Raw genomic sequence first — 26,869 nt, forward strand, 5'->3', positions numbered from 1 at the left:
ACGCCCCCGCCCGCTGCTCAGTCCGCGACGACCACCACGTGCAGGTGACGCGGACCGTGGACTCCCTCGATCCGGTTCAGCTCGATGTCGCTGGTGGCGCTCGGGCCGCTGATCCAGGTCAGCGCCCGGTGGGCGTCGATCGCCGGCCGCAGCAGCCGTATGGCGCCCGGGACGTCCGCGGTCACCTGGCTCTCGGACACGACGCACACGTGCACGTCCGGCACGAGCGTCAGCGCGCGCCGGCCCTGGTCGGCCGTGTGGTCGAGCACGATGGTGCCGGTCTCGGCGATCGCCACCGCTGCGGCGGTGAGGACGGCGTCGCACCGGTCGAGGTCGGCGGTGTCGAGTCCGTCGTCGGCGACCACCTCGGCATCGACGTCGCGCAGCCAGTCCTGGTCCAGTCCGGGCGGTATGACGACCCGCTCGGCGTCATTCGTGCGCAGCGCCGCGGCGACGTGCGCGGCGATGTCCTCCGGGGTGCACCGCTGCACGACGGCGCGATAGTCCGCGGTCACCTCCACGAAGCGCTGCACCATCGCCTCGTGCTGCTCCGGGCCGGCGGGCGACCGGGGCGCGATACGACCGGGATCGGGTGGGGTGTCGGCCTGCCGCGCGCCGGTCTCGTCGAGCGCGTGCCGGATCCGGCCGAGGATCTCCTCGCGTGCGCCTGTCATGTCGACTCCTCGTCGTGGGTGCGTCGCCACCAGGAGCGGAACGACTCCTTCGCGGGGACGGGTGCGTTGCGCGCCTGCGTCCAGGCGGATGCCGGCCAGGGCAACTGGCTGATGGAGGTCTTCTTGCCGAGCAGCCGGCCGGCCGCGGCGGCACCGGCCTGCACGCCCTCCAACCGCTTGTGGCTGCCGAAGATCCAGGATGCTGCACGCATCCCGGCCGCTTCGGCGGAGGGCACACCGCCGCGGTGCTCGTCGACGACCTGGCTGCGCAGCTCGACGAGCATCCGCGGTATGTCGATCCGCACCGGGCACGCCTCGAAGCAGGCGCCGCACAGGCTCGAGGCATAGGGCAGCGACTGGTCGATCTCGCTCGTGGTCCCGCGCAGTTGCGGGGTCAGGACGGCGCCGATCGGGCCGGGATAGACCGACCCGTAGGCGTGCCCGCCGGCGCGTTCGTAGACGGGGCAGACGTTCAGGCACGCCGAGCAGCGGATGCAGCGCAGCGCCTGGCGGCCGAGTTCGTCCTCCAGGACGTGGGTGCGGCCGTTGTCGAGCAGCACCACGTGCACGTTCTGCGGGCCGTCCTCGGGCGTCGCGCCGGTCCACATCGTCGTGTAGGGGTTCATCCGCTCGCCCGTGCTGGACCGGGGCAGCAATTGCATGAAGGTGCCGAGGTCGTCCCAGGTCGGCACGACCTTCTCGATGCCGACCACGCTGATCAGCGTCTCTGGCAGGGTCAGGCACATCCGGCCGTTGCCTTCGGACTCCAGCACGACGAGGGTCCCGGTGTCGGCGACGGCGAAGTTCGCGCCGGAGATTGCCACCTTCGCGCGCAGGAACTTCTCCCGCAGGTGCTTGCGGGCGGCCTCGGCGAGCTGGGCCGGCTCGTCGGTCATGTCGTCCGGCGCGGGCCGCCCGACCTTGCCCATCTCTCGGGCGAAGATCTCGCGGATCTGACTGCGGTTGCGGTGGATCGCCGGCACCAGGATGTGCGACGGACGGTCGTGACCGAGTTGCACGATCAGCTCGGCGAGGTCGGTCTCCCACGCGTCGATGCCGGCGGCCTCGAGCGCCTCGTTGAGCTCGATCTCCTGGGTGGCCATCGACTTGACCTTGACGACCTCACCCCCACCCCACGAAGTTTCTCCCCCGCTGCGCTCCTCCGAATACTTCGCGGGGGCCCCGAGGGATTCCTGGACAAGTTCGACAACGATGGAGCACGCCTCGTCGGCATCGCGCGCCCAGTGCACGGTGGCGCCGGCAGCCTGCAGGTTGCGCTCCAGCTCCTCCAGGTGGTGGTCCAGGTTGTTCAGCGCGGCGTCCTTGCTGCGGGCGCCGTCGACCCGCAGCTCCTCCCAGTTGTCGACCTCGCCGACGACCTGCGCCCGCTTGTCGCGGATGGTGTGCGTCGCCATCTGCAGGTTGTGCCGCAGCACCGGATTGCGCAGCTCGGGAGCCGCGAGCTTCGGGAACTTCGGCATACCGAGGTATGTCGGGGTGGTCGTGCCGACGGGGTTACTCATGCCGGGTCCTCCTCGGTCGATGCCAGGATCTGCGCCAGGTGCAAGGAGCGGACGCCCGAGCGACTGCGGTCGAGCAGTCCGCCGATGTGGGCGAGACAGGAGTTGTCCCCTGCGACGACGACTTCGGCGCCGGTCTCGCGGATGTGCCGTGCCTTGTCGGAGCCCATCGCCACGGAGATGTCTGCGTTCTTCATCGCGAACGTCCCTCCGAATCCACAGCATTCGTTGGCGCCGGGCAGTTCGACGAGGTCGATGCCGCGGACCGCCCGCAGCAACTGGAGCGGCCGGTCCCCCACGTGCAGCATGCGCAGTGAGTGACAGGTCGGGTGGTAGGTGACGCGGTGCGGGAAATAGGCCCCGACGTCGGTCACACCGAGCACGTCGACGAGGTATTCGGACAACTCGTGGACCCGGGGTGCGAACTGCTCCACCTCGCGGGCGAGTCCCTCGTCACCGCACCGCCGGGCGATCCACGCGTGCTGCTCGCGGACCGACCCGGTGCAGGACCCCGACGGCGCCACGACCGCGTCATACGACCCGAACACCTCGAGGAAGGATCGGACCAGCGGCAGCGCCTCGTCGACATACCCGGTGTTGGTGAACATCTGGCCGCAGCAGGTCTGCTCGACCGGGAAGTCCACCGTGACACCGAGGCGTTCCAGCAGCGTCACCGTCGCGCGCGGCGTCTCCGGCCAGACCGTGTCGTTGAAACAGGTGGCGAAGAGCGCGACGCGCGGTGCTGAGGTCATGGCAGCATCCATGCAAGCACGGTCGACTGAAGGCCGACCAGCAGGCAGACGATCACCAGCAGGCCGATCGACCACAGGATGACCTTGCGGAGGATGTCCGACTCGCGGCCGACCAGGCCCACGGCGACGGCGGCGATGGTGAGGTTCTGCGGGCTGATCATCTTGCCGACCACACCACCGGCGGAGTTGCCGGCGACCAGCAGCGTCGGGTCGATGCCGGCCTTGTGACCCGCGGTCTGCTGCAGCGTCGCGAACAGCGCGTTGGAGCTGGTGTCCGAGCCGGTGACCGCGGTGCCGAGCCATCCCAGGATCGGTGACAGGAAGGCGAACGCGGCTCCCGTTCCGGCGATCCAGGTGCCGATGGTGACCGTCTGCCCGGACAGGTTCATCACGTAGGCCAGGCCGAGCACGGAGGCGACGGTCAGGAAGGCGAAGCGCAGCTTTGCCCCGGTCTCGACGAATTCGCGGCCCCATTGCGCCGGGCTCACCTTGTAGACCAGCGCGACGACGACCGAGCAGATCAGCAGCAGCGAGCCGGGCGAGGAGAGCCAGGGCAGGGTGTAGACGGTGGTCTTGCTGACGGCGCCGGACGCGCTGAGCACGTGACCGTCCAGGCCGGGCCACTCGATCTTGACGTCGGTGTCGGCCAGGAAGTTCTTGATCGGGTCGATCAGCTTCGCGGCGGCGAAGACCGCGATGACCAACAGGTAGGGCAGCAGCGCCATACCGATGCGACTCGGAGTGAGATCGCCGGCTCGCTGATCCATCTCCTCGGCCGAGGTGAAGGCGATGTCGTCCTCCGCGACGCCTGTCCCCGCATCACCGGATCCGGCTCCGACAGTGGCGAATTCGAGCTTGCGCGCCTCGGCGATCGACTCGTTGGCCTCCTCGCGTCCCTGCGGCTGCCAGAAGCGCAGCATGACGACGGCGGCGGCGAGACCGACGAGGGAGGCGATGACGTCGGTCAGCTCGACGGAGATGTATGACGCCGAGACCCATTGCGCCACAGCGAATGCCGCGCCGACCACGAGTGCGATCGGCCAGGTCTGCCGGACGCCGCGGCGGCCGTCGACCAGGAAGACCAGCATGAGCGGGACGACCAGCGCCAGCACCGGGGTCTGGTGGCCGACGTACGCGCCGACGACGTTGTAGTCGATGTGGGTCAGGTTGCCGGCGGTGATGATCGGGATGCCGATCGCACCGAACGCGACGGGCGCGGTGTTGGCCAGCAGGGCGACCGCTGCGGCACGCAGCGGCGAGAAGCCGACCGCGATCAGCATGACGCCGGTGATCGCGACGGGTGCGCCGAAGCCGGCGAGCGCCTCGAGCAGCGCGCCGAAGCAGAACGCGATGATGATCGCCTGCACCCGCGGGTCGTTCGAGACGAGGTGGAACGCCGCGCGCAGGTCCTCGAAGCGGCCGCTGACGACGGTGATCTGGTAGAGCACGATCGCGCTGAAGACGATCCACATGATCGGCACCAGGCCGTATGCCGCACCCTCCGACCCGGACAGCAACGCCAGCGAGACCGGCATCTTGAAGGCCGCGACGGCGACGATCAACGCGATGACCAGGCCGGTCAGGCCGGCCCAATGCGCCTTCCAGCGCAGCAGTCCCAGCGTCAGGAAGATGCTCAGCAGTGGTAGGGCGGCGATCACCGCGGACAGCCACAGGCTGTCCGCGACCGGGGTGACGGGTGGTTGGTAGGTCGGCATGTGCGAGCTCCAGATAGGGGACCGGTGCAGGGGACGTAATGGTCAGACCATTAATGTGACGCAGAACATACCAGGCGAACCGCCGCTGCGTAACCCCCTTCCGACACGTCGTAGGCTCACCGTCGTGTCCGATGACGTCACGCCGAAGAAGGCCTGGGAGCTGGTCGTCGACTGGGTCGAGCAACGCATCCTGAGCGGTGAGTACACCGTCGGGTCGCACCTGCCGGCCGAACGTGAACTCGCCCAACGGGTGGGAGTGAGCCGGGCGGCTGTGCGGGAGGCGGTACGCACCTTGCAGGCCTCCGGGGTGGTGCGCTCCTCGGTGGGCGCGGGCGCGGCGGGCGGCACGACGATCACCGGGGCGCCGCACCAGGCGCTGACCCGGCTGCTGCGCCTGCACGTCGCGCTCGCCAACTTCCCCACCCCGGACGTGACCGTGGTGCGCGTCGCACTCGAACGACTCTCGACCGGCCTGGCCAGCCGGCGAGCGACCGCCGACGATCTGGCCCGGATGCGCGACCTGCTCGAGGCCATGGACGACGACACCCTCACCATGGCCGAGTTCAACAACCACGACACCGGCCTGCACGTCGCGATCGCCGAGGCGGCGGGCAACCGGCTGGCCAGCGACCTGACGATCGCGATCCGCGAGTCGATGCGACTGCCGATCCTCTCCGGCCTCGCGGCCCTGGAGCGCTGGGAGGATGCGCGCGCCGTCCTGCGGACACAGCACCATGCGATCGTCGACGCCATCGCCGCGCAGGACGCGCCGCAAGCCGTCGCGTGCGTGGAGGAGCACATCCGGTCGGCATACGCCCGCATGACGAGCCTGCACCCGTGACGCCGCCGGTGTATGACGTCGTGGTCGTCGGCGCCGGACCGGCCGGCAGCCGTGCGGCGCAGACGGCCGCCGAGTCCGGCGCCTCGACCCTGCTGGTGGACCGGGCGACGTTCCCCCGCTACAAGACCTGCGGGGGCGGCCTGATCGGCCCGACGCTGGCGTCGCTGCCGGCCGGGTTCGAGGTGCCGGTGCAACAACGGATCACGCGGGCCTCGTTCACGATGCGCGGGAGGTCGGTTTTCGAGAAGTCCACCGGCGACCGCATCCTCAGCCTGGTCGACCGCACGGAGTTCGACGCCGCACTGCTCGAGGCCGCGCGCGCCGCCGGCGCCGAGCTGCGCACCGGCGTGACCGTCACAGCCGTGCGGCAGAGCGGTGACCTGGTCACCCTGTCGACCTCGGCCGGCGCGATCGAGGCTCGTGCCGTCGTCGGCGCGGACGGATCGGCGAGCCGGATCGGCCGGTACGTCGGGGTCGAACTGCGCCAGGTCGACCTGGGCCTGGAGGTCGAACTCGCCCCGGACGCCGCCGCACGCCGCGCCTGGGCCGGCCGCGTCCACCTGGACTGGGGTCCGGTGCCGGGGTCCTACGCGTGGGTCTTCCCCAAACGGGATGTGCTCACCGTCGGGGTCATCATGGCGAAGGGCTCACCCGCCGAGACCAAGCAGTATCTCGCCGACTTCGTTGACCAGCAGGGGTTTTCCGCGTTGCCGGTCGTCCGGGACTCCGGTCACCTGACCCGCTGCCGGGCCGCCGGCTCACCGCTCGGGCGCGGCCGGGTGCTGGTCGCCGGGGACGCGGCCGGACTGCTCGAGCCCTGGACTCGCGAGGGCATCTCGTACGCCGTCCGCTCCGGCGTGCTCGCCGGTGCGGCCGCGGCCCGGGTGGGCACGGGCACGGCTGCACCGGAGGCGGGTCTGGCGTCATACGCACGAGGGATCGCGGACGGACTGGGTGCCGAGATGGCCGTCGGCGAGCGCACATTGCGCGCCTTCGAGCGGCATCCCCGCGCCTTCCACACGCTGCTGCGGACGGCGCCCGGCTGGCGCGTCTTCACCCGCATCACGCGCGGCGAGACGACGCTGGCCCGGGTGGCCCGGCACCGGGTCGTGCGGGCGGGGCTCACCGCGATGAACCGCTGGTGAGGTCGCCGGATGTCGCATGACGGCCGACTCGGGGTATGAGGGTGCGGTGAACGACTTCGAGCAGGCGCGTCAGGAAACCGTCCGGTACCACGAGGAGCTGTATGCGGCAACGGATCTCGGCGAGTCCGGGACCTGGCTGGCCGAGCCGGATCCGTTGTTGTCCACCGCACTGGACCTGGTGCCGGACGACCGGCCGACGGTCGCCTACGACCTCGGATCCGGCATCGGCCGGCACACGGTGCCGATGCTGCGCCGGTTGCCGCCCGGCTCGCAGGTGTATGCCGTCGACCTCCTGCCGTCCGCCCTCGAGCAGCTCGCAGACGCCGTCCCGGCCGGAATATCCACCGTGGTGCACACGCGCGCAATGGATCTGCACGATTTCGACTTCGCGGAGCCGGCCGACCTGGTCTTCGCGTTCTCCGCGATCGAGCACCTGCCACGGCCGGGCGCGGTGCGAGACCTGCTGTCGCGCATCCGGGGCGCGATGCGGCCCGGCGGTGTGGTGGCGCTCGGGATCATCGCCGACCGCGTCGAGATCCGCAGCGACGGCAGTCGTCGACCGGCGCTGCTGGAGAGCGACCTGTCGATCGACACCTCCCGCGAGATGCTCGCAGACGTCTTCGCCGACTTCACGGTGGCCGATGTGCAACTGCGTCCGGCCGAGGTGGAGGAAGAGCGTGACGGCGAGCACTACACGCTCGCGTCGACGCTGTTCGACTGGGTCGGTGTCGCGCCCTAACCGACCACGGAGTCCTCGGGCAGCCAGCCGTCCGGCCCGGCGGAACCCGCCGGGTAGGTCTCCATCGGCACCCGCCCTGCCTTCCACGCCTTCAGCACGGGATCCATGATGCGCCAACACGATTCGGCGGCATCGCCACGCACCGACAGCAGGCTGTCGCCGTCCAGGATCTCACGCAGCACCTCGCCATAGGGAAGCATCCAGCCGGGCGCCAGCTCGGCCCGCAACGTCTTCTGCTCCAGGTCCATCGGGTTCCCCTCGGCGTTCATCGTGAGCACGAAGGACACCGCACCCGGTTTGAGATCGATGATCAGCTTGTCCGGCGCGGCCGTGTTGTCGAAGCCGCTCGGCAGGTGCGGCACCGGCCGGAAGTAGGCGATGACCTGCTTGCGCGGCGCGCCGAGCGCCTTGCCGCTGCGCAACGTGAACGGCATACCGGCCCACCGGTTGTTGCGGACCTCGACCTGCACCTGGGCGAGCGTCTCGGTCTCCCGCGACGGGTCGACGCCCTTCTCACGGGTGTATGCCGGGATCTTCCGGTTGCCGATCCGGCCGGCGGTGTAGCGGGCGCGCTTGCTGGACCGTTTGGGACTGCCGCCCCACAGGTGCGTGGCGCGCAGCACCTGCGCCTTCTGGTCCTGCACCTCCTGCGCGGACAGGTCGGCGATCGATTCCATCGCGAAGATGCCGAGCACCTGCAACAGGTGCGACTGCAGCATGTCCTTCAGCGCACCGGCCCCGTCGTAGTAACCCGCCCGGCCTTCCAGCGCGAGATCCTCGTCGTAGATGATCTCGACGCGCTCGATGTGTTCGGCACTCCAGATCGGTTGCAGGATCCGATTGGCGAAGCGCAGGCCGATCAGGTTGAGCACTGTGGACTGCCCGAGGAAGTGGTCCACCCGGAAGATCTGCTCCTCGGGGACGACCCGGTGCAACTGGGCGTTGAAGGCGCTCGCGGACTTCTCGTCGCCGCCGAAGGGCTTCTCCAGCGCCAGTCTGGTGTCGTCCGGCAGTGGGATGTCCTCCAGCAGCCGGCAGACCTGGATGGAGACGGCCGGTGGCAGGGCGAAGTAGATGACCAGTGGGCCGGTGCAGCTGGCGACGAGGGCGGCGAGCTGGTCGGGATCGAGCAGGTCGGTCTGCTGATATCTGGTGCGCGACAGCACCGAGCGGGTGGGCCGCGCCGGCACCGGCACGGTGCCGAAGGCGTCCTCGACCTGGCTCTTCCACTGTGCCGCAGACAGATCCGCCCGGTCGGCGCCGATGATCTCGATCTTCCGGGCCGGCTCGATCTTCAGCAGGCTGCCCACTCCCGGCAGCAACAGTCGATGGGTGAGGTCACCACCGGCACCGAGGATGAGCAGGGTCACGGGGTTGTCAGCAGCCATGGCCACGAGCATGGCATGCCGGGCCGGATTGTTCGCGATGCGGACGGCGGCAGTTGTCAGCAGCCGACGCCAGTAGGTAACGTGATGTTATGCAACACATCATCTTATGTGATTCTGGTCGGCTCATCCATCGTGCGGTCGATCAGTTCGTGGGTGTTGTATGACGACCGCTGCCGTCTCCGAGATGACCTGGCAGTCGGACCTTTTCGTCGCCGCGTCGACGGCGACCCCCATCCGGCCGGTGGCGCCCGGCCCGGTGCAACTGCTCAGTCCGCGCGCGGCCTTCCAGGAGGTGCTCTGGCAACGAGCGGCGCTGGTCGACATACGACCCTCGCGGCAGCGGGCGGCCGCAGGCGAACCTGCCGTGTCACTGGCGCCACGGCCGCTCGAGGACGCCGGCCCGCAGGGGGAGCCGGGGCAATCCGTCATCGTGCTGTGCCAGGACGGATCGGCATCGCCCGCGGTTGCCGAATCGCTGGCCCGCCAAGGCGTTCGACGGGTCGCGACCGTCGTCGGCGGCTTCGCCTCCTGGCAGGCACTCGGCCTGCCGGTCAGAGACTGACCCGGGCGACCTCCGTGCCGTCGATCAGGAAGCGCGCCTCGATCGTCAGGTGCGAGCGCAGTGAGTTGGCGATGAAGCACTGCTCGTGGGCGATGCGCGTCAGGCGCTGCAGCTGGTCGAGTCGGCTGTCGGCCGCCAGAGTCACCACGGGGCGCAGCGCGATCTCGCTGAGCGACATCGGCGAATCCCCTTCGCGCATGGTGCCTTCGGCTGAGTCGGCGTAGCCGACGACATCCAATCGGGCGCGAGCCGCGACAGCCAGGAAGGACAGCAGCTGGCAGCTGCTCGCCGCCATCACCAGCAGGTGCTCGGGGTTGGGCAGTGCCGGGTCGCCGCCGAAGTGCGGATCCGACGACATCCGCATGCCGGTCAGCTCGGCCGGAACGACCCGGTGCTCGCGCGGGTAGGCGGCATACCCCTCGCCGGTCGATCCGTGCCAACTCAAAGCGACCGGGTACGAGTGGAGTTCGGCCATGCCCCGATCCTATGCCGCCCCGGCGTGCCGACCGGTATGCCGCCCCGGCCGCGGTTCAGCCGCACCATGGCGGGTATTCAGCGCGGGTCACCCCTCACGCGAAGGAGCTGTCATGGCCCAGGAACATGCCGCGGTCAACGTGTCCGGCCTGCCGACCGAGACGTGGACGGTCCCACCGGCGGGTGAGCTGGATCCGGCAGTGGTCGAGGAGACCTTCCGCAGGATGATCCTGCACCCCGAGTATCCGTGCGTCGGAGCACGATCGGTGCTGACCCAGGCCCGCGCGACGGTGCAGATCCTTCCCCGCCTGGGCTCCACGGAGGCCGCGGAGTTGCTGCTGCCGGCGCTGGACCGGTTCGCCTCGACGGTGGACTTCGAGGAGGGATTTGCGTCGTTCCTCGCCGTCTTCCCCGAGCCCGCCCGGCTCACCGAGGAACGTTTCGAACAGCTGCTGTGGCAGCAGCTGCAACTGCTCGCCGAGGCCGACGAGGAGCCGTGGACCGATGAGGTGTCGGACGACCCGGCCGACCCGCACTTCTCCTTCAGCGTCGCCGGCACGCCGTTCTTCATCGTCGGCCTGCACCCGGACGCCTCCCGGCTGGCGCGCCGCGCACCGTGGCCGACGTTGGTGTTCAACGCCCACCAGCAGTTCGAGCAGCTGCGCGCGAGCGGGCACTACGGCCGGATGCAGGACCGGATCCGCGATCGCGACGTGCGGCTGCAAGGTTGCGTCAACCCGATGGTCGAGGACTTCGGCGAATCCTCCGAGGCACGGCAATACTCGGGTCGTGCCGTCGACGAGACCTGGACGCCGCCGGTCGACCTGAACGCCGCCCAGACCCCCCACCCCACCAAGGAGAATCGATGAAGCATCGCCTCGCCCCGCAGACCGGCGAAGGACTGCAGCTGACCGCCGGTGACCAGCTGGTGATCACCGACCCCACCGGCGGCCAGGTGAGCGACTTGTTCTGCGTGGCCGCGGACGGCACCGGTGACTGGCTCAGCAGCGGCCGCACCATCGACTACGCCGACAAGATCTACCTGACGACCGGCGACACGCTCTACAGCAACACTAGCCGTCCGATGCTGACGATCACCGAGGACACCTGCGGCCGCCACGACTTCATCCTGACCCCGTGCAGTCAACAGACCTTCGATCTGCTCTACCCCGAATTCGATGGTGCGCCGCACCCGAGCTGTTTCGCCAATCTCTGCCAGGCGCTGGACCGCTTCGGCGTACAGCCGACGACGATCTCGACCACGCTGAACGTCTTCATGAACGTGTGGTTCGACCCGGACGGCACCATGCACATCGACCCGCCCACCTCGCGGGCGGGCGACCGTTTCGTCGTCCGTGCCGAGACGGATCTGTTCGTCGGCGTCACCGCGTGCTCGGCGGAGAAGTCCAACGGTGGCGTCTGCAAGCCGATCGACATCGAGGTCGTGCCGGGCGGTTGATGCGGCCGGCAGCGGGTACACCATCCGCAATCCCATCCGGTCGCGCTCTTCACGAAGGAATGCAGACATGACACAGACGTCCACCGATGATGCGCCGGAGGCGCCCGAGGACAGACCGCATCACCAGAACGCCTCCGCGACAACGGATCCGGCTACCTCGGCACACATGCCGTCCGATGTGACCGACCACCTCGTATTCTTCGACAGCTTCGCGACATCGGCGTCGCGGTTCTTCTCCAATGCCTGGTTCTTCGCCTTCTGCGTGCTGTTGGTCGTGCTGTGGGCACCGTCGTACTTCGTGCTGGGCAACCTGGACACGTGGCAGTTGATCATCAACACGGTCACGACCATCGTGACCTTCCTGATGGTCGCGCTGCTGCAGAACAGTCAGACGCGCGCCGACGACGCGCTGCAGGACAAGCTCAACGCGATCTCGGCCGCGCTCGGCGAGCTGATGACCAAGAGCGGCATCGACCACTCCTCCGTCCAGGAACTGCGTATGGCGGTGGGTCTGGAGGACAAGGAGTCGTCCTCGGCCGGCAAGTCGGCGTGACGCAGCCGCCGCAGGGTCCGGGCCGTACCGTGTCGGAGGTGACAGCGATGACGGACGCGTGGGAAGAACTCACCGGGTCGTTCGACCCTGCCCTGGTGATCGTCACCACGGCGCTGGATGGCGAGCGCGCCGGCTGCCTGGTCGGCTTCCACACCCAGTCGAGCATGGATCCGCCCCGCTACTGCGTGTGGCTGTCCAAGGCCAACCACACCGCGCGGGTGGCCCAGCGGGCCAGCCACCTGGCGGTCCACGCCGTGCCGGTGGGCGAGCTCGCACTGGTGCAGCGGTTCGGCTCCGAGACCGGCGACGCCGTCGACTAGTTCGCCGGCCTGACGGTGCGCGACGGCCCGGGTGGAGTGCCGCTGCTGGCTGCCTGCCCGGCCGGCGTGGTGCTGCGCCGCTGCAGCTTGTTGGACGAGGGCGGTGACCACCTGTGCATCACCGGCGAAGTGGTCGATGCCTGGTCGGCGGCGTTCGACCCGGTGCGGCAATCGCGGGTGGCCGACCTCGAGCCCGGTCACGAGAACACCGAACGCCCGCACCCGCCCACCGAACGGGCCGACTGAGCCGCGCGCTCGGGCCGCGCTTCGTCCCCGATCGGCGATACTGAGCGCCGGACCCCCGATCGGAAAGGCAACGGCGATGATCCGCGTGCGCTGCTCGGCCGGCGACATCTCCGCGATCAGATTCGTGGTCGACCCGGCCTGGAACGTGCTGTCCAGCATGTCGTTGTTCGTGCAGCCCTCCTCGCGTTCGCTGCATGCCCCGCTGGCGGCGGCGCTGCGCGACCAGGACGCGCCGGGGGTGGCGACCCTGCGCGGGCTCACCACGAATCCCGCCGCGCCGTCGTTGCTGGTGGTGCCGGGGTACGCCTACGACGTCGACAACTCCCCGGCGGCGGTGACCGAACGGCTGCGCGAACTCGTGCGGACGATCCCCGACCGGGACGTGCAGGCAGTCGCCGAGCAATTGCGCGGCCAGGACTCGCCGTTCGCCGGGCACGACGCCGCCGGGCTGCGGGTCGTCGCACAGGAGGCGTTGGTGGAGTACTTCAGCGGGGTGTTGCAGCCCTTCTGGGACCGGGCGCACGCCATCGCCCTGCGGGACCTGAACATGCGCGCCGAACGCATCGTCCGGGAGGGCGTCGGCGGGGTCCTGAACGACCTCAACGAGCAGATCCGCTTCGACGGGCAGGTGCTGGAGTTGCAGCACGAGTTCGACATCGACATCCCGGTACCGCCCGGCGGGCTCGTCTTCACGCCAGTGGTCTTCAAGGGGGCGGGCTTCATCATCCACGGCCCCGACGAGCACGACTCCGCGGACATGCCGGTCGCGATCGGATACCCGGCCTGGGGCGCCGCGACCCTCTGGCTGCCGGAGAAGGAGGAGCCGGCCTCCAGCCTCGAGCAGCTGATGGGCAGCACCCGGTCGCGGATCCTGCGACAGGCGACGGTGCCGGTCAGCACCACCGACCTGGCCGACCAGCTCGCCCTGCCGAAGCCGACGGTCAGCGGCCACCTGAAAGTGCTGGAGCGCGCCGGGCTGCTCAGCCAGTTCCGGCGCGGACGGTATGTCTACTACCAGCTCACCGCTGCCGGAATCGCCTTACGGGCGAACTGAACTCACGCACCGGTCAAGTGCACCAGCGGTTGCCCGGTGCGGTAGGCGGCCTGCACGACGGTCTGCACGATCGCACCCGCCACCAGCTCCGGGTTGTCGATCATCGGCACGTGACCGCACTCGGGCAGCGTCAGGTGCGACACCATCGGCAGCGCAGCACGGGCGGCGGTGGCCTGCGAGGGAAGCAGCAGCCGGTCCCGAGTGCCCCACGCGATCGTCACCGGCACCAGCGGCTGGCGCCGGTAGCGCGAGCGCACGGCATACCAGGCGACCGGGAAGAAACCGGGCGAGGTGCGCAGGTTGAGGGCGTCGTCGAAGGCCACGTCGGCGGGCAGCAGCTCCGGGTGCCGATAGAGCGCGCGCAGGCTCACCTTGCGCAGGAAGGCCTTGTCGGAGAACACCTTCAGCACCGGGCGTGGCGCGTAGGTGGAGGCCTTCATCATCGCCAGGTTCATCACCGCGTTGACCAGGCCGAGCGGCCCCCAGAACCCGGCCGGCGAGATCGCGGTGGCCGTGCGCACCGCACCACGGGCCGCCAGCTCGAGCGCGAACATGCCGCCCAGCGAGTTGCCGGCCACGTGCGGCCGGTCCAGGCCGACCTCGGCGAAGAACTCCTCGAGCTGATCGACGTAACTGTCCATCCGGTAACTGTGCGGCTTGTCCGGCCGCGGCGACCTGCCGAAGCCCGGCAGGTCGATCGCGATCACGTCGAAGTCCTCGGCCAGCAGCTCGAAGGTGTCGCCCCACGCCGAGCGCTGGTGACCGATGCCGTGGATGAGCACCAGCGGATCACCGGAACCTGCTCGCGTGTAACTGATGGTGGTCATCGAACCTCGCATAGATCGCCCGAGTCACGGACGCGTCGAGAGTCCGTGGATCCTGCGGGCTGCCGCTCGCGGCGCCCACAGGTGCCCAACACATTACCCAGTGCACCTGGCCTGCAGGTGACTACGGCGTGACCACCCGCAAGGAGACCTCGGACACGAGTGCACCGGAGGCGTCATACGTGATCTCGGCGGCGATGCACTCGCCGCGCAACACGTGCGGCAACCAGATCCGCGAGTCGTCCCACATCGCCTCGAACGGCAGGTCGGCCACCGGGTGCCACTGCGGATCCAGCTCGTCCGAGGCCACCAGCTCACCGGTCCAGGTGGTGCACCGGTAGAGCGCCACGGACATGTCGGCCGCCGGACTGGCCGGGAAGTGGAACATGATGCGGCCGGCCTCAGCCAACTGCGTCGGTATGACGTGCAGGCCCGTCTCCTCGAAGGTCTCCCGCACGGCCGTGTCCGGATCGGACTCCCCCGGCTCGACGTGCCCACCGATGCCGACGATCCGGCCGGTGCCGAAGCCGCGCTGTTTGAGTCCGAGCAGCACCTGGGGCCCGCTCGGCCCGTCGCGCAGCAGGAAGACCAGGCACATCGGTTTCGTCACCTGAGACAGCATGCCGGACAAGTTGCCCGCAATCGGCCGCCACCCACCACGATGGACCCCGTGAGCATCGGAATCCTGACCAGCGGCGGCGACTGTCCCGGCCTCAATGCGGTCATCCGCGGGGCCGTGATCAAGGGCGACCGGATCCACGACGTGCCGTTCCTCGGCATCCACGACGGATGGCGCGGGCTGGTGGAGGACGACATCGTGCCGCTCCCCCGCAACGACGTGCGCGGCATCTCCCGTGCCGGCGGCACCATCCTGGGCACGTCGCGCACCAACCCGTTCGAGCACGGCGGCGCCGACCGGATCCGCGAGGTGATGGACGCGCGCGGTATGACGGGGCTGATCGCCATCGGTGGCGAGGGCACCCTGACCGCGGCTCGGCGACTGGCCGACGACGGCATCCCGGTTGTCGGCGTGCCCAAGACGATCGACAACGACCTGTCCGCGACCGACTACACGTTCGGTTTCGACACCGCGGTCTCGGTCGCGACCGAATCGATCGACCGGTTGCGCACCACCGCCGAGTCGCACCACCGGTGCATGGTCGTGGAGGTCATGGGCCGGCACGTCGGCTGGATCGCCCTGCACGCCGGCATCGCCGCCGGCGCCCACGCGATCCTCATCCCGGAGGTCGAGGTGTCGGTCGAGCAGATCTGCGGCTGGGTGGAGGATGCCCGCGACCGCGGCCGGGCACCAGTGGTCGTGGTCGCCGAGGGGTTCGTGCCGTCCGAATCTTCACGTCAGGTGCACGCACCGCGCGGCCTGGACGCGTTCGGGCGGCCGCGACTCGGCGGCATCGGCGAACGGCTGGCTCCGCAGATCGAGCAGGTCACCGGCATCGAGACACGCGCGGCCACCCTGGGACACCTGCAGCGTGGCGGGGTGCCCTCGGCATACGACCGGGTGCTGGCGACCCGCTTCGGCACCGCCGCCGTCGACGCGGTCATCGAGAAGCAGTGGGGCACCATGGTGTCGCTCATCGGCACCCGGATCGAGCGGGTCGATCTGCACTCCGCCACGACCGTGCTCAAGACGGTCCCCCGCGAGCGCTGGGACGAAGCCGCGATCCTCTTCGGGTGACCGACACGTCGGTCGAGCGCCGTCCTGAGTAGCCCGCGAGGAACGAGCGGGCGTATCGAAGGGTAGGCGAGCCCCGAAGGGCGAGCCGTATCGAGACCACGCGACCGGCGCTCTTGGTCTCGATACACCTCCCCCGCTGCGCTCCTCCGGCACTCGACCAGCTTCTGTTAGGTCAGCTGCGCCACCACGTCGGCGACGTAGGACGCGATGGCGTCGCTCGCTCGCGATGCGCCCTCGAGCGGCGGCCCGACATACTCCGGCGCGAGCAGCCCGGCGTCGGCGAGCGCGTGCACCAGCGCGTGCTTCACCGCCGGCCGCTCCAGACCGGCCGGCACCGGGAACGCGTAGACGTCCGCGGCCTCCGAATCGATCTTCGGGAAGCGTTTGCGCAGTCGGCCCAGCTCCTTGTCCTTGGCGTGCAGGTGCAGCCAGCTGCGCAGCGCCGGCGGCATACCGGTCGTGCCGACATACAGGATGTTCGCCCGCGGGTCCGGGCCGTCCGGCAGCCGCCAGACGTACACCCAGGAATCGGGCCGGTCCCCGAGCAGTTCGCCGTCCCTCACGTGCCAGACCTCTACGCCGTCCACCCCACAGTTCTACCTCGGATACCGATACGTTTGCTGGTATGACGTCGCGCGCCGAACGCACCGACCTGACCGACGACCCCGCGGCGGCAGCACCCGGCGCACCGAGCCGGATCCCCAGAAGGATCCGCTGCTGCGCAGCGCCGTCCGCCGTTCCGTGCGCCGGCTGGTGCCATTCGTGGCGCTGCTCTACTTCGTCAACTACCTTGACCGCACCAACATCGGCTTCGCCGGCCCGAACGGCATGAACGACGACCTGCACCTGTCCGGGTCGATGTTCGGTTTCGCCTCGGGCATCTTCTTCCTCGGTTATCTGCTGCTCGAGGTGCCCAGCAACATGGCGTTGCACCGGTTCGGCGCGCGCCGGTGGATCGCGCGCATCCTGGTGACGTGGGGCATCGTGGCCGCCGCGATCACCTTCGTGCCCAATGCCGGCACGCTCTACGTGCTGCGTTTCCTGCTCGGGATCGCCGAGGCGGGCTTCTTCCCCGGCATCGTGCTCTACCTGACGTTCTGGTTCCCGCAGCGCGAACGTGCCCGGATGACAGCGCTTTTCATGGTTGCGGTGCCACTGTCCAGTGCCATCGGCACACCGGTCTCGTCACTACTGATCGACCACGCGCACGGCTGGCTCGGGCTGGACGGCTGGCGGGTGATGTTCCTGCTCGAGGGTGTGCCGGCGATCATCCTCGGCGTCATCACCTGGTTCTTCCTGACCGACCGGCCGGAGAACGCCACGTGGCTCCCGGCCGGCGAACGTGACGCGTTGCAACGGGTCCTGGACGCCGAGGAACGCTGCCGGCGCCGGGCCTACCAGGTCAGCATCCTGCAGTCGCTGACCCGGCCGCGGGTCTGGGCGCTGGCGTTCGTCTACTTCGGCATCGTCTACGGTCTCTACGCGCTCGACTTCTTCCTGCCAACGATCATCGCCGGGTTCGCCGACCAGTACGGCACCAGCTACTCGATCGTGCAGCGCGGCCTGATCAATGCCGTCCCGTATGTCGTCGGCGCCCTCGTGATGATCCCGTGGGCGTTGCACGGTGACCGGACCCGCGTACGCGTCTGGCACGTCGCCGGACCGACCATCCTCGGCGGCGTCGCCATACCGATCACGCTCTACCTGGGCAGCCCGTTCGCCGCCATGGTCGCCGTGACGATCTGCGCGGCCGGCATCATGTGCGCGCTGCCGACGTTCTGGGCGCTGCCGACCAACTTCCTGTCCGGCGCGGCCGCGGCCAGCGGGATCGCGCTGATCAACTCCGTCGGCAACTCGGCCGGCTTCTTCGCGCCCTACTTCACCGGCTGGCTCAAGGACGGCACCGGCACGGAGAAGACCGGGCTCTGGCTGGTCGGCGTGGTGATGGTGCTCGGCGGCCTGCTCGCGGTCGTGTTGCGTGCGGCGCCGCCCGCGAAGGACGACACTTCCACTGAGGCCCTCATCACGAAGGACGTGACGCCATGAGCACCATCCTGCTGCTGCATTCCGCCTTCGGCCTGCGCCCGGCGGTCATCCGGTTCGCGGATGCGCTGCGCCAGCACGGGCACGACGTGCTGACTCCGGACTACTACGGCGGCAACGTCTTCGACGACACCTGCGCAGGACTGTCGCACCGGGACGACGTCGGTCCGGCTCAGCTGCTGGCGCGGGTGCGCCCGGTGCTCGACGACCTGCCGTCCGACGCCGTACTGGCCGGCTTCTCGCTCGGCGCCGCGTTCGCCCAGCGACTGGCCGCGGACCGGCCGCAGGCAGCCGCCGTGATCCTCCTGCACAGCGTCGCGCCGCCGCATCGCGGCCGGTGGAGCGGCCAGCCCGTGCAGGTGCACCGGTATGCCGAGGATCCCTTCGTGCAGGTGCCGGACGTGCAGGCACTGGGCCGTGCGGTGCGCGACTCGGGCGCATCCTTCGAGGACTTCGTGACACCTGGCACCGGTCATCTGTTCACCGACACCGATCTGCCGGACGGGGACGCCGCGGCGACGGCACGGACGATCGACCGGATCGCGGCTCTCCTGGCGTCGTGACACAGCGCACGGAATATCCGTTTCCGGAGAGAGCCTCCGAGTAATACGCTGGTCGTATAGCCCGGGGGGCGGCTGTGTCCGTGTGGCGGTGAAACCGCGCTGAAACCGATCCCGGTCAGGCTATTGCCGAAAGCCTCGTCAATGTCCCCAAGGAGGACAGAGCGTGTCGAACGCTGCACCAACCGAGTACCCCGAGGAAATCGACGGCGCGGTCCTGAAGGTCGCCGGCGTCGTCGTCCTCGGCGCGATCATGTCGATCCTCGACATCACGGTCGTCAACGTCGCGTTGCCGACCTTCCAGCGGGTCTTCGCCAACGGCGGGGACCCCATTGCCTACTCGACCGTCGCATGGACGGTGACGGCATACACCCTCGCCCTGGCGACCGTCATTCCGCTGACCGGCTGGGCCGCGGACCGCTTCGGCACCAAGCGTCTCTACATCCTGGCGATCCTGCTGTTCACCATCGGTTCGGCGCTGTGTGCGACCGCGGGTTCGATCGAGGTGCTGATCGGCTTCCGGGTGCTGCAGGGTCTCGGCGGCGGCATGCTGATGCCGTTGGGTATGACGATCCTGACGCACGCGGCAGGCCCGAAGCGGATGGGCCGGCTGATGGCGATCCTCGGTGTGCCGATGCTGCTCGGCCCGATCGGCGGCCCGATCCTCGGTGGCTACCTGATCGAGCACGCCAGCTGGCACTGGATCTTCCTGATCAACGTGCCGATCGGCATCGTCGCGATGGTCTACGCGTGGTTCGCGCTGGAGAACGACAGCCCCACCCCGTCGGAGTCCTTCGACTTCGTCGGCATGCTGATGATGTCGCCGGGTCTGGCGCTGTTCCTCTTCGGCGTCTCGTCGATCCCGACGGACGGGTTCGGCTCCGCCAAGGTGCTGATCACCGGCATCATCGGCCTCATCCTGATCCTGCTGTTCATCCGGCACACCTTCAAGCCGCAGCACCCGCTGCTGGACCTGCGCCTGTTCAAGAACCGACTGCTGTCGCTGTCGACGATCACGATGTTCCTGTTCGTCGCCGCGTTCTTCGGTGGCCTGCTGCTGGTGCCGACCTACTTCCAGGCCGTGCGCGGTGAGTCGACCTTCGACTCGGGTCTGCTGGTCGCGGCCCAGGGCATCGGCGCCATGATCACCATGCCGCTGGCCGGCTCGCTGGTGGACAAGATGCCCGTCGGTCGGATCGTGCCCTTCGGCCTCGTCGGGATCATCGTCGGCATGTTCATGCTGACCCAGATCGACGAGAGCACCAGCTACTGGTACATCCTGCCGGTGTTGTTCCTGATGGGTCTGGGCATGGGCGGCACGATGATGCCGATCATGACGTCGGCGCTGAAGACGCTGAAGTCGCACGAGATCGCCCGCGGCTCGACGCTGCTCAACATCGTCCAGCAGGTCGGCTCCTCGGTCGGTGTCGCGGTGATGTCCACCGTGCTGACCGATCGGCAGAAGGCCTCGCACTACGTCCAGCTCGGTCAGGCGATCCAGGAGCGTGCCCAGCACAAGCCCAACCCCCTGCCGCCGACCCATGACCAGCTGCAGGCGATCGCGCAGGCCGGTGGCATGAAGCAATTCATGGCGCACGCGCTGCACGACCTGGCCGGCTCGTTCAGCACGACCTTCTGGGTCGCTGCGGTGCTCTGCCTGCTCACGGTGATCCCGGCGCTGATGCTCCCCCGCAAGCCGCTGCCGGAGCCGGCGGCCGGCGAGGAAGCCGCGCCCGTGATGATGCACTGAGAGCTACGAAGTACTCCGAAACGGCCCGCACTCTCACCGAGTGCGGGCCGTTCTCGTATGGCGCCCATGACGCGCATCCGCGGTCGGGATCCGGACACATGGCTGCGGATCCGGAGGGGGCCACCTCGAGAGGTCAACAGATGTCGCGAGCTTCGACTCTCACGACATCCGTCGGCCTCTCACCGCGCCGGGACACACCTGGCCACAGGGCACGTCGTCAGCTGCGCGCGGCGACGTCCGGCGGGAAGCCGCCGGTGGCGATCGGGCCCCAGTCGGTGATGCTCACGGCGATGAGCGACTTGCCCTGGTCCCGCATGGCCTGCCGGTACTCGTCCCAGTCGGGGTGCTCTCCGGAGATGCACCGGAAGTACTCCACCAACGGCTCGACGGACTCGGGCAGGTCGATCACGCGCGCGGTGCCGTCCAGCTGGACGTAGGCGTCGTCCCAGTCGTCGGACTGGATCACCAGCGACACCTGCGGGTTCCGGCGGATGTTGGCGGCCTTCGCACGTTGCGGGTAGGTCGAGATCAGCACCTCCCCGTCGGCGCTGACGCCGCAGGTGACCAAAGACAGCTGCAGTCCGCCGCTGCGCTTGTGGGTGACCAGCGTCGCCCGGTGACGGGTGCGGACGAAGTCCAGCACCTCCTCCCGGTCGACGTGCCGTGCGGTGGCGATGCGAGGTGACATGGTGTCGATCGTAGGCGTGTCCGACGGAGCGGACACGGGAGTGGCTGCGTCATACCTCGCGACCGACGGCGGAAGGACAGGGGAGATGACGCGGATCAGATCGCTCACCGCGGCGGCGGTGCTGCTGGCGACGGCCGGGACACTCAGCGCGTGCCAGCAACAGGACGGCCCGGCGGTGTCCGAGGCGACGGCCGGTGGCCGCACGGCCTCCACGTCGGCGTCGAACCGCGGCGAGCCCGCCACGGTCGGTCCCGAGGACGGCGCGCTCGGCGACGACGGCGGCTGGTATGCCGAAGGCAGCAAGGTCACCTTCGTCTACACCAACGGCATCCGCTTCACCGTCGACACCGGCGCGCCGATCACCGACCTGCACCACACCACGAGCCGGACTTCGCGCGGTGTGCTCACACTCACCCCCACCCAGGCGACCTGGATCGGAGCCGACGGCACGCCGTCCACGGTGAACACCCACGGCGCCGGCGTGATCTCCGACCCCTCCGGCGTCATCGGGGTGCTGCCGGACGGCTCGGTCACCTGCGCCAACAAGCAGGGCCTGCAGTTCGTCGGGTCCGACGGCTCGAAGGGCGCCGCGGACGAGAGCGGGCTGTTCTACGTCGACAAGTCCGGCAAGAAGACCGTCGCCGGCAGACCACCCACGGGCGGAAAGCCGGCCGGGCGGTATGTCGTCTGCAACGTCGGCGACACCTCGACCGTCGACCTGAACGCGGACGTGCTCTTCGCCTACGGCAGCGCGAAGCTCACCCCGGCCGGTGAGCAGGTCGTCGACCAGACGGCGATCTCGATCAAGTCCCACGTCGACGGCAAGACCGTCGCGGTGGTCGGCAACACCGACTCCATGGGCAGTGACGCCTTCAACCTGAAGCTCGGCAAGCGGCGCGCGGACGCCGTCGCGGCGCAGCTGCGCAGCAAGCTGCCCGGCATACAACTGAAGATCGCCAGCAACGGGGAGTCGCAACCGATCGCCGCCAACACCGCACCCGACGGCTCGGACAACCCGACGGGCCGCGCGAAGAACCGTCGCGTCACGATCTCCTGGGCGAACAAGTAGCCACCTCTGCAGCGCTCAGACTCCCGGATTACTCTCGTTCACATGGCCTTTCGTAACGCGACCGACGTCCAGACCGCACCGCTCGCCGCCCTCGGGCTGGTGGGCGGCTTCCTCGCCGCCCGCGAGACCGGCATCCGCCCGCTCGGCGGCGTCGTGCTGGCAGCGGCCGGCGCGTATGCCGGCCGCAGCTGGCTGGCCAAGTCCGGTCCGGCCGGCACCGCCGCGCTGAGCGCGATCTACGTCGGGTCGTTCGGCGCCTCGCACCCGCTGGCGAAGAAGATCGGCGCCTGGCCGTCGGTGTTCGCCGCCGCTGCGGTCAGCGCCGGTGCGGCATATCTCGTGGCGGACCGCTGAGCCGGCGGGTACGCTTCCCGACATGCATCACGCGCAGCGGACGACGACGCCGGATCCCTCCGGCCGAGCCGTGCTGCACTGAACCAACCGCACTTTGGCGCCCCGGAGTCACCTCCGGGGCGTTCTTCGTGCCGCAGGTGTCCCCGGGGGCTTCACCCGAGGAGAACCATGAAATCACCTGACGAGCAACACCTTTCACCGCACGACCACCGGGCGTTGGGCCGCGATCTGGACCTCTTCGCAAGTGATCCGCTGGTCGGCTCCGGGCTGCCACTCTGGCTGCCGGCCGGTTCGGTGATCCGCGACGAGCTCGAACGACTGGCGCGGGACATCGCCCGCGCCGACGGCTGCGTCGGCGTACACACCCCGGTGCTGGGCAAGCGGGAGCTCTTCGAGAAGTCGGGGCACTGGGCCAAGTTCGCCGCCGACATGTTTCCTCCCATGGCGCTCGGTGACGAACCGCCCGGCGACCAGCTGGTGCTGCGGCCGGCGAACTGCCCGCATCACGCCATGGTGTATGCCGCCCGCCAGCACTCCTACCGCGAATTGCCGCTCCGCTTCAACGAACTGGCGCCGATGTTCCGCGCCGAACGTTCCGGCGTGGTGTCCGGGCTGACCCGCGTCCGGCAGATCACCCTGGACGACACCCACGTCTTCTGCCGACCGGACCAGGTCGCGAGCGAAGCCGAACGCGCGCTGCGATCGGCGCTGCATGCACAACGCGTCCTCGGCATGCCGGTCGACTACGTGCGGCTGTCCCTGCCGGACGACGGTCCGGGCTACCTGGGTGATCCCGACCTGTGGGCGGACGCGATCGAAGCGCTGCGGCGAGCCGCGACCGCAGTCGACCTGGCGGCATACGGGCTGGAGCTGGTGGAGGCGGAGGGCGAGGCCGCCTTCTACGGGCCCAAGCTGGATCTGCAAGTCGTCGACGGCAATGGGCACGAGGAAAGCATTGCGACCGTGCAGGTGGACTTCGTGCAGCCGCAGCGCTTCGACCTGCGGTATGACGGCGCCGACGGCGGCCGCCATCCGGTCGTGATGATCCACCGCGGCACCGTCGGCTCGATGGAGCGAGTCACCGCAGCACTTCTGGAACGGTATGACGGGCGGGTGCCGTTGTGGCTCAACCCGATCCAGCTGTCGGTGCTTCCCGTGTCGGAGTCCGTCGACGACCTGGCACGGGGTTTCGTGGACGCGCTGGTGGCGCGCGGCCTACGTCCTCGGCTGGACCCGGCCGGTTCACTGGGCGCCCGGATCCGCGCGGCCCGCGTCCGGCGGGACTACGCCGTCGCGGTGCTCGGCGACGCCGAGGCGGTCGCCGGCTCGGTGCAGATCAGCGACGCCTTCACCGGGTGGAGCGGTGCACTCCCTCGGGAGCAGGTGGTCGACATACTCGCCGCGGCGTATGCCGACCGATCGGCACCCGCCTGGCCGGCCGCTCACTCCGAGGGAACGCAGCTCAGTTGACCCGGTAGTCCGCGATGTCGGATTCGCGGACCGTCACGCCCAGGCCCGGCCGGCTACGGTCCGGAACGAGCACACCATCCGAATCCGGTTGCAGCACACCGTCGAAGACCAGCTGCTCGATGCGGGAGTGGTCGTGGAAATACTCCAGGTGCCGCAGGTGCCAGATCGCCGTGCCGACGTGCGCGCTGATCTGCGGCGCGCAGTGCAGCGACAGGTCGATGCTGCGGGCGTCGGTCAACGCGGACACCCGCAGCGCACCGCTGACGCCGAGGCACCGGGTGGCGTCGACCTGGAGACAGTCGACCGCACCGGCGTCGAGCATCTGGTGGAAGTAGGGCAGGTCGTAGCCGTATTCGCCTGCCGCGATGTCCATTCCGGCCGGACCGCGGTCACGCAGCAGACGCAGACCTGCCAGGTCGTCCGAGCTGACCGGCTCCTCGAACCACCGCACGTCGTGTGCCGCGAAGCGCTCCGCCCACGCGAGTGCCTGCTTGCGCTGGTGGGCGCCGTTCGCGTCGACATACAGCTCGGTGTCCGGACCGATCGCATTGCGGGACACAGTGATCCGGTGCTCGTCCCGGTCCGGTTCACGACCCACCTTGATCTTGACCCGCGGGATGCCCGCCTCCACCCAGCCGGCCAGCTGCCCGGCCAGCTGCTGATCGTCGTATGACGTGAAACCGCCACTGCCGTAGACCGGCACACCGTCGTGGACGGCGCCGACCGCGACCGACAGCGACTGGCCGATCAACCGGGCGTAGAGGTCCCACAGCGCGATGTCCACGGCCGCGATGGCCTGCGCCGCGATGCCCGGTTTGCCGAGGTTGCGCACCTGGTGCTGCATCGCCGCCCAGGACGCCCCCGGGGTGAGGGCGTCCCGGCCCTGCACGACGTCGGACAACGAGTGGTCGACCACCGTGGCGACCGCCGGACCGGCGTAGGTGTAACCGATCCCCACCTCATCCTCGGCGTGTGCCCGGACCAGCACCATCGTGGTGGCGTCCCAGGCGAAGGTGCCGTCGGATTCCGGTGCGTCGGTGGGGAATCGGTAGGTCGCCACCTCGATGCGCTGCACCGGGACGGCAGCTGGACCGGCCGCCGCGCGATCAGTCATCGCGACCGAGCGCGTTCTGGACTCCTGCCTTCAGCTCGGCGCCGACGGCACGGACGGATTCCTTGATGACCGACGTCTCGGCCGGGTCACCCTTGCGCATGGCGGCCATGAAACCCTTGGCCTCCTTCAGCGACACGTGAGCCGGCAGCGGTGGGACGTTCGGGTCGGTGTGGATGTCCAGGACGACGGGACGGTCCGAGGCGAACGCCGCATCCCACGCACCGGGCACGTCCTCCGGGCGCTCCACCTTGATCCCCTTCAGCCCGAGCAGCTCGGCATAACCGGCGTAGTCGATGCGCTCGACTAGCTGCGAGGTGTCGTAGCGCGGATCGCCGGCCTCGCGCATCTCCCACGAAACCTGTGTCAGGTCACCGTTGTTCAAGATCAGGACGATGAAGGTCGGGTTGTCCCACGACTTCCAGTGCCGCTTGACGGTGATCATCTCGTTCATGCCCAACATCTGGAACGCACCGTCACCGATGGTGCACACGACCGGACGGTCCGGATGGGCGAACTTGGCGGAGACGGCATACGGCATGGCCGCCAGCATCGACGCGAGCATGCCCGACAGGTTGCCGCTGCCCTCCCGGCTCAGCTTGATGTGGTGGCCGTACCAGTCGGCCGTCGAACCGGCGTCGGCGGTGACGATGACGTTGGACGGCATGCGCTTGTTGAGCTCGTGGTAGACGTACCGCGGGTTGATCGGGTCGGCCTTCGCCTCGGCCTCCTCCTGCAGGACGGTCTCCCAGTCCTTCATCCCCTCGATGACGCCCTCCTGCCAGGAACGGTCCTCCTGCCGCTGCAACAACGGCAGCAACGCGGCAAGCGTCGACTTCGTGTCGCCGGCCAGGTTGACCTCCATCGGGTAGCGCAAGCTGAGATGCCCTGCTGCCAGGTCGATCTGCACGCCGCGCGCCTGACCGGTCTTGGGCAGGAACTCGGCATACGGGTAGTTGCTGCCGACCATCAGCAGCGTGTCGCAGTCCTGCATCATGTCGTAGCTCGGCTTGGAGCCGAGTAGCCCGAGCTGCTGCGTGTGATAGGGCAGGTCGCCCGGCACGACATCCTTGCCGAGCAGCGCGGTGATGACACCGGCACCGAGCCGCTCCGCGACGGCGATGACCTCGTCGGTGGCGCCACGGGCGCCCTGACCGACGATCATGGCCACCTTCTTGCCGGCGTTGAGCACCTCGGCAGCGCGCTGCAACTCGGCCTGGTCGGGCGTCAGCTCCGTCGACGCGTAACCCACCCCGGTGCGGGCGACCCAGTGCTCCTTCGCCGGCGCCTGCATCGGCAGGTTCTGCACGTCGGCCGGCAGGATCACCACAGTGGGAGTCCGCTGCGCCGCCGCGATGCGCACCGCACGGTCCACCACCAGCTGAGCCTGCATGGGAGTCACCACGGTCTGCACGTAGCCGGCGACGTCCTGGAAGACCCGCTCCAGGTCCACCTGCTGCTGCGTGTCGCTGCCGAACGCCGCGCGGCCCTGTTGTCCGACGATGGCCACGACCGGCTGGTTGTCCATCTTGGCGTCGTAGAGACCGTTCAGCAGGTGTATGGCGCCCGGCCCGGAGGTGGCGATGCAGACGCCCACGTCGCCGGTGAACTTGGCATGCGCGGACGCCATGAACGCAGCGATCTCCTCGTGGGTCGGGCGGATGTAGCGGAAGTCCTTCCCGTCGCGCTCGCCCCGCTCCAGCGCTCCGTCGAAACCGCCGATCCCATCACCGGGGAACCCGTAGAACTGATGCAGGTCCCACTCGATGAGGCGGTCGATCACAAAATCGCTGACGGTGTCACTCATGCTGAATCTCCTTACCTGGCAGTGCAATAGAAGTGCTTCGCGGATTCGGCCAGCC

The 26,869-nt window shown here is 69.1% G+C and carries 29 protein-coding genes; 17 read left to right on the forward strand and 12 right to left on the reverse strand.

Annotation, left to right across the window (positions count from 1 at the left end):
* Window positions 1-17 precede the first annotated feature (17 nt).
* The 4 genes from ACTHL4_RS01825 to ACTHL4_RS01840 are packed head-to-tail and all read right to left on the reverse strand — an operon-like array spanning window position 18 to window position 4,661.
* Entirely contained in the window at window positions 18-674 is a 657-nt protein-coding gene (locus ACTHL4_RS01825) for a LutC/YkgG family protein (protein ID WP_440281021.1), read from the reverse strand.
* The gene (locus ACTHL4_RS01830) at window positions 671-2,197 is read right to left on the reverse strand and encodes a lactate utilization protein B (protein WP_440281022.1); all 1,527 of its coding nucleotides are present in this window, start codon (window positions 2,195-2,197) and stop codon (window positions 671-673) included. Before ACTHL4_RS01830 ends, ACTHL4_RS01825 begins: the two co-directional genes overlap by 4 nt.
* The gene (locus ACTHL4_RS01835) at window positions 2,194-2,946 is read right to left on the reverse strand and encodes a (Fe-S)-binding protein (protein ID WP_440281023.1); all 753 of its coding nucleotides are present in this window, start codon (window positions 2,944-2,946) and stop codon (window positions 2,194-2,196) included. The genes ACTHL4_RS01830 and ACTHL4_RS01835 overlap by 4 nt, the downstream gene beginning before the upstream one ends.
* Window positions 2,943-4,661: an L-lactate permease gene (locus tag ACTHL4_RS01840; RefSeq protein WP_440281024.1), complete on the reverse strand. Its 1,719-nt coding sequence runs from the start codon at window positions 4,659-4,661 to the stop codon at window positions 2,943-2,945. Before ACTHL4_RS01840 ends, ACTHL4_RS01835 begins: the two co-directional genes overlap by 4 nt.
* A 124-nt stretch (window positions 4,662-4,785) precedes the next feature.
* Between ACTHL4_RS01840 and ACTHL4_RS01845 the strand changes: the two genes are divergently transcribed.
* From ACTHL4_RS01845 to ACTHL4_RS01855, 3 genes are read left to right on the forward strand one after another with little or no spacing between them, the layout of a single operon-like run.
* Complete coding sequence (locus ACTHL4_RS01845) at window positions 4,786-5,502, forward strand: FadR/GntR family transcriptional regulator (protein ID WP_440281025.1); 717 nt, start codon at window positions 4,786-4,788, stop codon at window positions 5,500-5,502.
* Window positions 5,499-6,647, forward strand: coding sequence for a geranylgeranyl reductase family protein (locus tag ACTHL4_RS01850; RefSeq protein ID WP_440281026.1), 1,149 nt, complete (start codon window positions 5,499-5,501; stop codon window positions 6,645-6,647). The genes ACTHL4_RS01845 and ACTHL4_RS01850 overlap by 4 nt, the downstream gene beginning before the upstream one ends.
* Before the next feature lie 16 nt (window positions 6,648-6,663).
* Window positions 6,664-7,386: a class I SAM-dependent methyltransferase gene (locus ACTHL4_RS01855; protein ID WP_440281027.1), complete on the forward strand. Its 723-nt coding sequence runs from the start codon at window positions 6,664-6,666 to the stop codon at window positions 7,384-7,386.
* Here the strand turns inward: ACTHL4_RS01855 and ACTHL4_RS01860 are convergent.
* The gene (locus ACTHL4_RS01860; RefSeq protein ID WP_440281028.1) at window positions 7,383-8,774 is read right to left on the reverse strand and encodes a glucose-6-phosphate dehydrogenase; all 1,392 of its coding nucleotides are present in this window, start codon (window positions 8,772-8,774) and stop codon (window positions 7,383-7,385) included. The two genes, ACTHL4_RS01855 and ACTHL4_RS01860, sit on opposite strands and share 4 nt — an antisense overlap.
* Before the next feature lie 160 nt (window positions 8,775-8,934).
* Here ACTHL4_RS01860 and ACTHL4_RS01865 point away from each other — a divergent pair, with 160 nt between their 5' ends.
* A complete protein-coding gene (locus ACTHL4_RS01865; protein ID WP_440281029.1) occupies window positions 8,935-9,336 on the forward strand; it encodes a rhodanese-like domain-containing protein in 402 nt (133 codons plus the stop codon).
* Here ACTHL4_RS01865 and ACTHL4_RS01870 read toward each other — a convergent pair.
* A complete protein-coding gene (locus ACTHL4_RS01870; RefSeq protein WP_440281030.1) occupies window positions 9,326-9,811 on the reverse strand; it encodes an OsmC family protein in 486 nt (161 codons plus the stop codon). The genes ACTHL4_RS01865 and ACTHL4_RS01870 overlap by 11 nt on opposite strands.
* Window positions 9,812-9,923: 112 nt before the next feature.
* Here ACTHL4_RS01870 and gntA point away from each other — a divergent pair, with 112 nt between their 5' ends.
* The 6 genes from gntA to ACTHL4_RS01900 all read left to right on the forward strand — a co-directional run bounded on the left by gntA (window position 9,924) and on the right by ACTHL4_RS01900 (window position 13,442).
* Window positions 9,924-10,679 carry a guanitoxin biosynthesis heme-dependent pre-guanitoxin N-hydroxylase GntA gene (gene gntA / locus ACTHL4_RS01875; RefSeq protein WP_440281031.1) on the forward strand — a complete coding sequence of 252 codons (756 nt, stop codon included), beginning with the start codon at window positions 9,924-9,926 and terminating at the stop codon, window positions 10,677-10,679.
* Entirely contained in the window at window positions 10,676-11,269 is a 594-nt protein-coding gene (locus tag ACTHL4_RS01880) for a DUF1989 domain-containing protein (protein WP_440281032.1), read from the forward strand. Before gntA ends, ACTHL4_RS01880 begins: the two co-directional genes overlap by 4 nt.
* Window positions 11,270-11,336: 67 nt before the next feature.
* Window positions 11,337-11,822: a low affinity iron permease family protein gene (locus tag ACTHL4_RS01885; RefSeq protein WP_440281033.1), complete on the forward strand. Its 486-nt coding sequence runs from the start codon at window positions 11,337-11,339 to the stop codon at window positions 11,820-11,822.
* Between the two features lie 47 nt (window positions 11,823-11,869).
* On the forward strand, window positions 11,870-12,142 hold the full coding sequence (locus tag ACTHL4_RS01890) for a flavin reductase family protein (RefSeq protein WP_440281102.1): 273 nt from the start codon (window positions 11,870-11,872) through the stop codon (window positions 12,140-12,142).
* Window positions 12,143-12,178: 36 nt separating this feature from the next.
* Window positions 12,179-12,388: a hypothetical protein gene (locus tag ACTHL4_RS01895; protein ID WP_440281034.1), complete on the forward strand. Its 210-nt coding sequence runs from the start codon at window positions 12,179-12,181 to the stop codon at window positions 12,386-12,388.
* A gap of 76 nt (window positions 12,389-12,464) precedes the next feature.
* Entirely contained in the window at window positions 12,465-13,442 is a 978-nt protein-coding gene (locus ACTHL4_RS01900) for an ArsR/SmtB family transcription factor (RefSeq protein ID WP_440281035.1), read from the forward strand.
* A 2-nt stretch (window positions 13,443-13,444) separates the two neighbouring features.
* On the opposite strand, the gene ACTHL4_RS01905 is transcribed toward ACTHL4_RS01900, so the two are convergent.
* On the reverse strand, window positions 13,445-14,269 hold the full coding sequence (locus tag ACTHL4_RS01905; RefSeq protein WP_440281036.1) for an alpha/beta fold hydrolase: 825 nt from the start codon (window positions 14,267-14,269) through the stop codon (window positions 13,445-13,447).
* 121 nt (window positions 14,270-14,390) lie between these two features.
* Entirely contained in the window at window positions 14,391-14,876 is a 486-nt protein-coding gene (locus tag ACTHL4_RS01910) for an 8-oxo-dGTP diphosphatase (protein ID WP_440281037.1), read from the reverse strand.
* A gap of 60 nt (window positions 14,877-14,936) precedes the next feature.
* On the opposite strand from ACTHL4_RS01910, the gene ACTHL4_RS01915 reads away from it, so the two are divergent.
* Window positions 14,937-15,962 carry an ATP-dependent 6-phosphofructokinase gene (locus tag ACTHL4_RS01915; protein ID WP_440281038.1) on the forward strand — a complete coding sequence of 342 codons (1,026 nt, stop codon included), beginning with the start codon at window positions 14,937-14,939 and terminating at the stop codon, window positions 15,960-15,962.
* Between the two features lie 167 nt (window positions 15,963-16,129).
* Here ACTHL4_RS01915 and ACTHL4_RS01920 read toward each other — a convergent pair whose 3' ends face one another.
* Entirely contained in the window at window positions 16,130-16,525 is a 396-nt protein-coding gene (locus ACTHL4_RS01920; RefSeq protein WP_440281039.1) for a hypothetical protein, read from the reverse strand.
* Window positions 16,526-16,724: 199 nt separating this feature from the next.
* Between ACTHL4_RS01920 and ACTHL4_RS01925 the strand changes: the two genes are divergently transcribed.
* From ACTHL4_RS01925 to ACTHL4_RS01935, 3 genes are all read left to right on the forward strand, one after another.
* Entirely contained in the window at window positions 16,725-18,008 is a 1,284-nt protein-coding gene (locus tag ACTHL4_RS01925; RefSeq protein ID WP_440281040.1) for an MFS transporter, read from the forward strand.
* The gene (locus ACTHL4_RS01930; protein WP_440281041.1) at window positions 18,005-18,568 is read left to right on the forward strand and encodes a dienelactone hydrolase family protein; all 564 of its coding nucleotides are present in this window, start codon (window positions 18,005-18,007) and stop codon (window positions 18,566-18,568) included. The genes ACTHL4_RS01925 and ACTHL4_RS01930 overlap by 4 nt, the downstream gene beginning before the upstream one ends.
* Window positions 18,569-18,731: 163 nt before the next feature.
* Window positions 18,732-20,315, forward strand: coding sequence for a DHA2 family efflux MFS transporter permease subunit (locus ACTHL4_RS01935; RefSeq protein WP_440281042.1), 1,584 nt, complete (start codon window positions 18,732-18,734; stop codon window positions 20,313-20,315).
* A 217-nt stretch (window positions 20,316-20,532) separates the two neighbouring features.
* Here ACTHL4_RS01935 and ACTHL4_RS01940 read toward each other — a convergent pair whose 3' ends face one another.
* Window positions 20,533-21,003: a PPOX class F420-dependent oxidoreductase gene (locus ACTHL4_RS01940; RefSeq protein WP_440281043.1), complete on the reverse strand. Its 471-nt coding sequence runs from the start codon at window positions 21,001-21,003 to the stop codon at window positions 20,533-20,535.
* Between the two features lie 85 nt (window positions 21,004-21,088).
* Here ACTHL4_RS01940 and ACTHL4_RS01945 point away from each other — a divergent pair, with 85 nt between their 5' ends.
* From ACTHL4_RS01945 to ACTHL4_RS01955, 3 genes are all read left to right on the forward strand, one after another.
* Window positions 21,089-22,072: an OmpA family protein gene (locus tag ACTHL4_RS01945; RefSeq protein WP_440281044.1), complete on the forward strand. Its 984-nt coding sequence runs from the start codon at window positions 21,089-21,091 to the stop codon at window positions 22,070-22,072.
* A 42-nt stretch (window positions 22,073-22,114) separates the two neighbouring features.
* Entirely contained in the window at window positions 22,115-22,426 is a 312-nt protein-coding gene (locus tag ACTHL4_RS01950; protein ID WP_440281045.1) for a hypothetical protein, read from the forward strand.
* Between the two features lie 168 nt (window positions 22,427-22,594).
* Window positions 22,595-23,896 (forward strand): aminoacyl--tRNA ligase-related protein, encoded by a 1,302-nt coding sequence (locus tag ACTHL4_RS01955; protein ID WP_440281046.1) that lies wholly within the window; start codon window positions 22,595-22,597, stop codon window positions 23,894-23,896.
* On the opposite strand, the gene ACTHL4_RS01960 is transcribed toward ACTHL4_RS01955, so the two are convergent.
* Together ACTHL4_RS01960 and ACTHL4_RS01965 are read right to left on the reverse strand one after the other, a co-directional pair.
* Window positions 23,889-25,010 carry an enolase C-terminal domain-like protein gene (locus tag ACTHL4_RS01960; RefSeq protein WP_440281047.1) on the reverse strand — a complete coding sequence of 374 codons (1,122 nt, stop codon included), beginning with the start codon at window positions 25,008-25,010 and terminating at the stop codon, window positions 23,889-23,891. The two genes, ACTHL4_RS01955 and ACTHL4_RS01960, sit on opposite strands and share 8 nt — an antisense overlap.
* Window positions 25,003-26,814 (reverse strand): thiamine pyrophosphate-requiring protein, encoded by a 1,812-nt coding sequence (locus ACTHL4_RS01965; RefSeq protein WP_440281048.1) that lies wholly within the window; start codon window positions 26,812-26,814, stop codon window positions 25,003-25,005. The genes ACTHL4_RS01960 and ACTHL4_RS01965 overlap by 8 nt, the downstream gene beginning before the upstream one ends.
* Window positions 26,815-26,869 lie beyond the last annotated feature (55 nt).

It is taken from the genome of Flexivirga sp., from assembly GCF_051955415.1.
Lineage (GTDB): Bacteria > Actinomycetota > Actinomycetes > Actinomycetales > Dermatophilaceae > Flexivirga.

Bases quoted from the DNA above. Each gene is read 5' to 3' on its own strand.
- ACTHL4_RS01825 (WP_440281021.1), bottom strand. From the start codon at position 674: ATGACAGGCGCACGCGAGGAGATCCTCGGCCGGATCCGGCACGCGCTC.
- ACTHL4_RS01830 (WP_440281022.1), bottom strand. From the start codon at position 2,197: ATGAGTAACCCCGTCGGCACGACCACCCCGACATACCTCGGTATGCCG.
- ACTHL4_RS01835 (WP_440281023.1), bottom strand. From the start codon at position 2,946: ATGACCTCAGCACCGCGCGTCGCGCTCTTCGCCACCTGTTTCAACGAC.
- ACTHL4_RS01840 (WP_440281024.1), bottom strand. From the start codon at position 4,661: ATGCCGACCTACCAACCACCCGTCACCCCGGTCGCGGACAGCCTGTGG.
- ACTHL4_RS01855 (WP_440281027.1), top strand. From the start codon at position 6,664: ATGACGGCCGACTCGGGGTATGAGGGTGCGGTGAACGACTTCGAGCAG.
- ACTHL4_RS01860 (WP_440281028.1), bottom strand. From the start codon at position 8,774: ATGGCTGCTGACAACCCCGTGACCCTGCTCATCCTCGGTGCCGGTGGT.
- ACTHL4_RS01865 (WP_440281029.1), top strand. From the start codon at position 8,935: ATGACGACCGCTGCCGTCTCCGAGATGACCTGGCAGTCGGACCTTTTC.
- ACTHL4_RS01870 (WP_440281030.1), bottom strand. From the start codon at position 9,811: ATGGCCGAACTCCACTCGTACCCGGTCGCTTTGAGTTGGCACGGATCG.
- gntA (WP_440281031.1), top strand. From the start codon at position 9,924: ATGGCCCAGGAACATGCCGCGGTCAACGTGTCCGGCCTGCCGACCGAG.
- ACTHL4_RS01880 (WP_440281032.1), top strand. From the start codon at position 10,676: ATGAAGCATCGCCTCGCCCCGCAGACCGGCGAAGGACTGCAGCTGACC.
- ACTHL4_RS01885 (WP_440281033.1), top strand. From the start codon at position 11,337: ATGACACAGACGTCCACCGATGATGCGCCGGAGGCGCCCGAGGACAGA.
- ACTHL4_RS01890 (WP_440281102.1), top strand. From the start codon at position 11,870: ATGACGGACGCGTGGGAAGAACTCACCGGGTCGTTCGACCCTGCCCTG.
- ACTHL4_RS01900 (WP_440281035.1), top strand. From the start codon at position 12,465: ATGATCCGCGTGCGCTGCTCGGCCGGCGACATCTCCGCGATCAGATTC.
- ACTHL4_RS01905 (WP_440281036.1), bottom strand. From the start codon at position 14,269: ATGACCACCATCAGTTACACGCGAGCAGGTTCCGGTGATCCGCTGGTG.
- ACTHL4_RS01930 (WP_440281041.1), top strand. From the start codon at position 18,005: ATGAGCACCATCCTGCTGCTGCATTCCGCCTTCGGCCTGCGCCCGGCG.
- ACTHL4_RS01940 (WP_440281043.1), bottom strand. From the start codon at position 21,003: ATGTCACCTCGCATCGCCACCGCACGGCACGTCGACCGGGAGGAGGTG.
- ACTHL4_RS01945 (WP_440281044.1), top strand. From the start codon at position 21,089: ATGACGCGGATCAGATCGCTCACCGCGGCGGCGGTGCTGCTGGCGACG.
- ACTHL4_RS01950 (WP_440281045.1), top strand. From the start codon at position 22,115: ATGGCCTTTCGTAACGCGACCGACGTCCAGACCGCACCGCTCGCCGCC.
- ACTHL4_RS01955 (WP_440281046.1), top strand. From the start codon at position 22,595: ATGAAATCACCTGACGAGCAACACCTTTCACCGCACGACCACCGGGCG.
- ACTHL4_RS01960 (WP_440281047.1), bottom strand. From the start codon at position 25,010: ATGACTGATCGCGCGGCGGCCGGTCCAGCTGCCGTCCCGGTGCAGCGC.
- ACTHL4_RS01965 (WP_440281048.1), bottom strand. From the start codon at position 26,814: ATGAGTGACACCGTCAGCGATTTTGTGATCGACCGCCTCATCGAGTGG.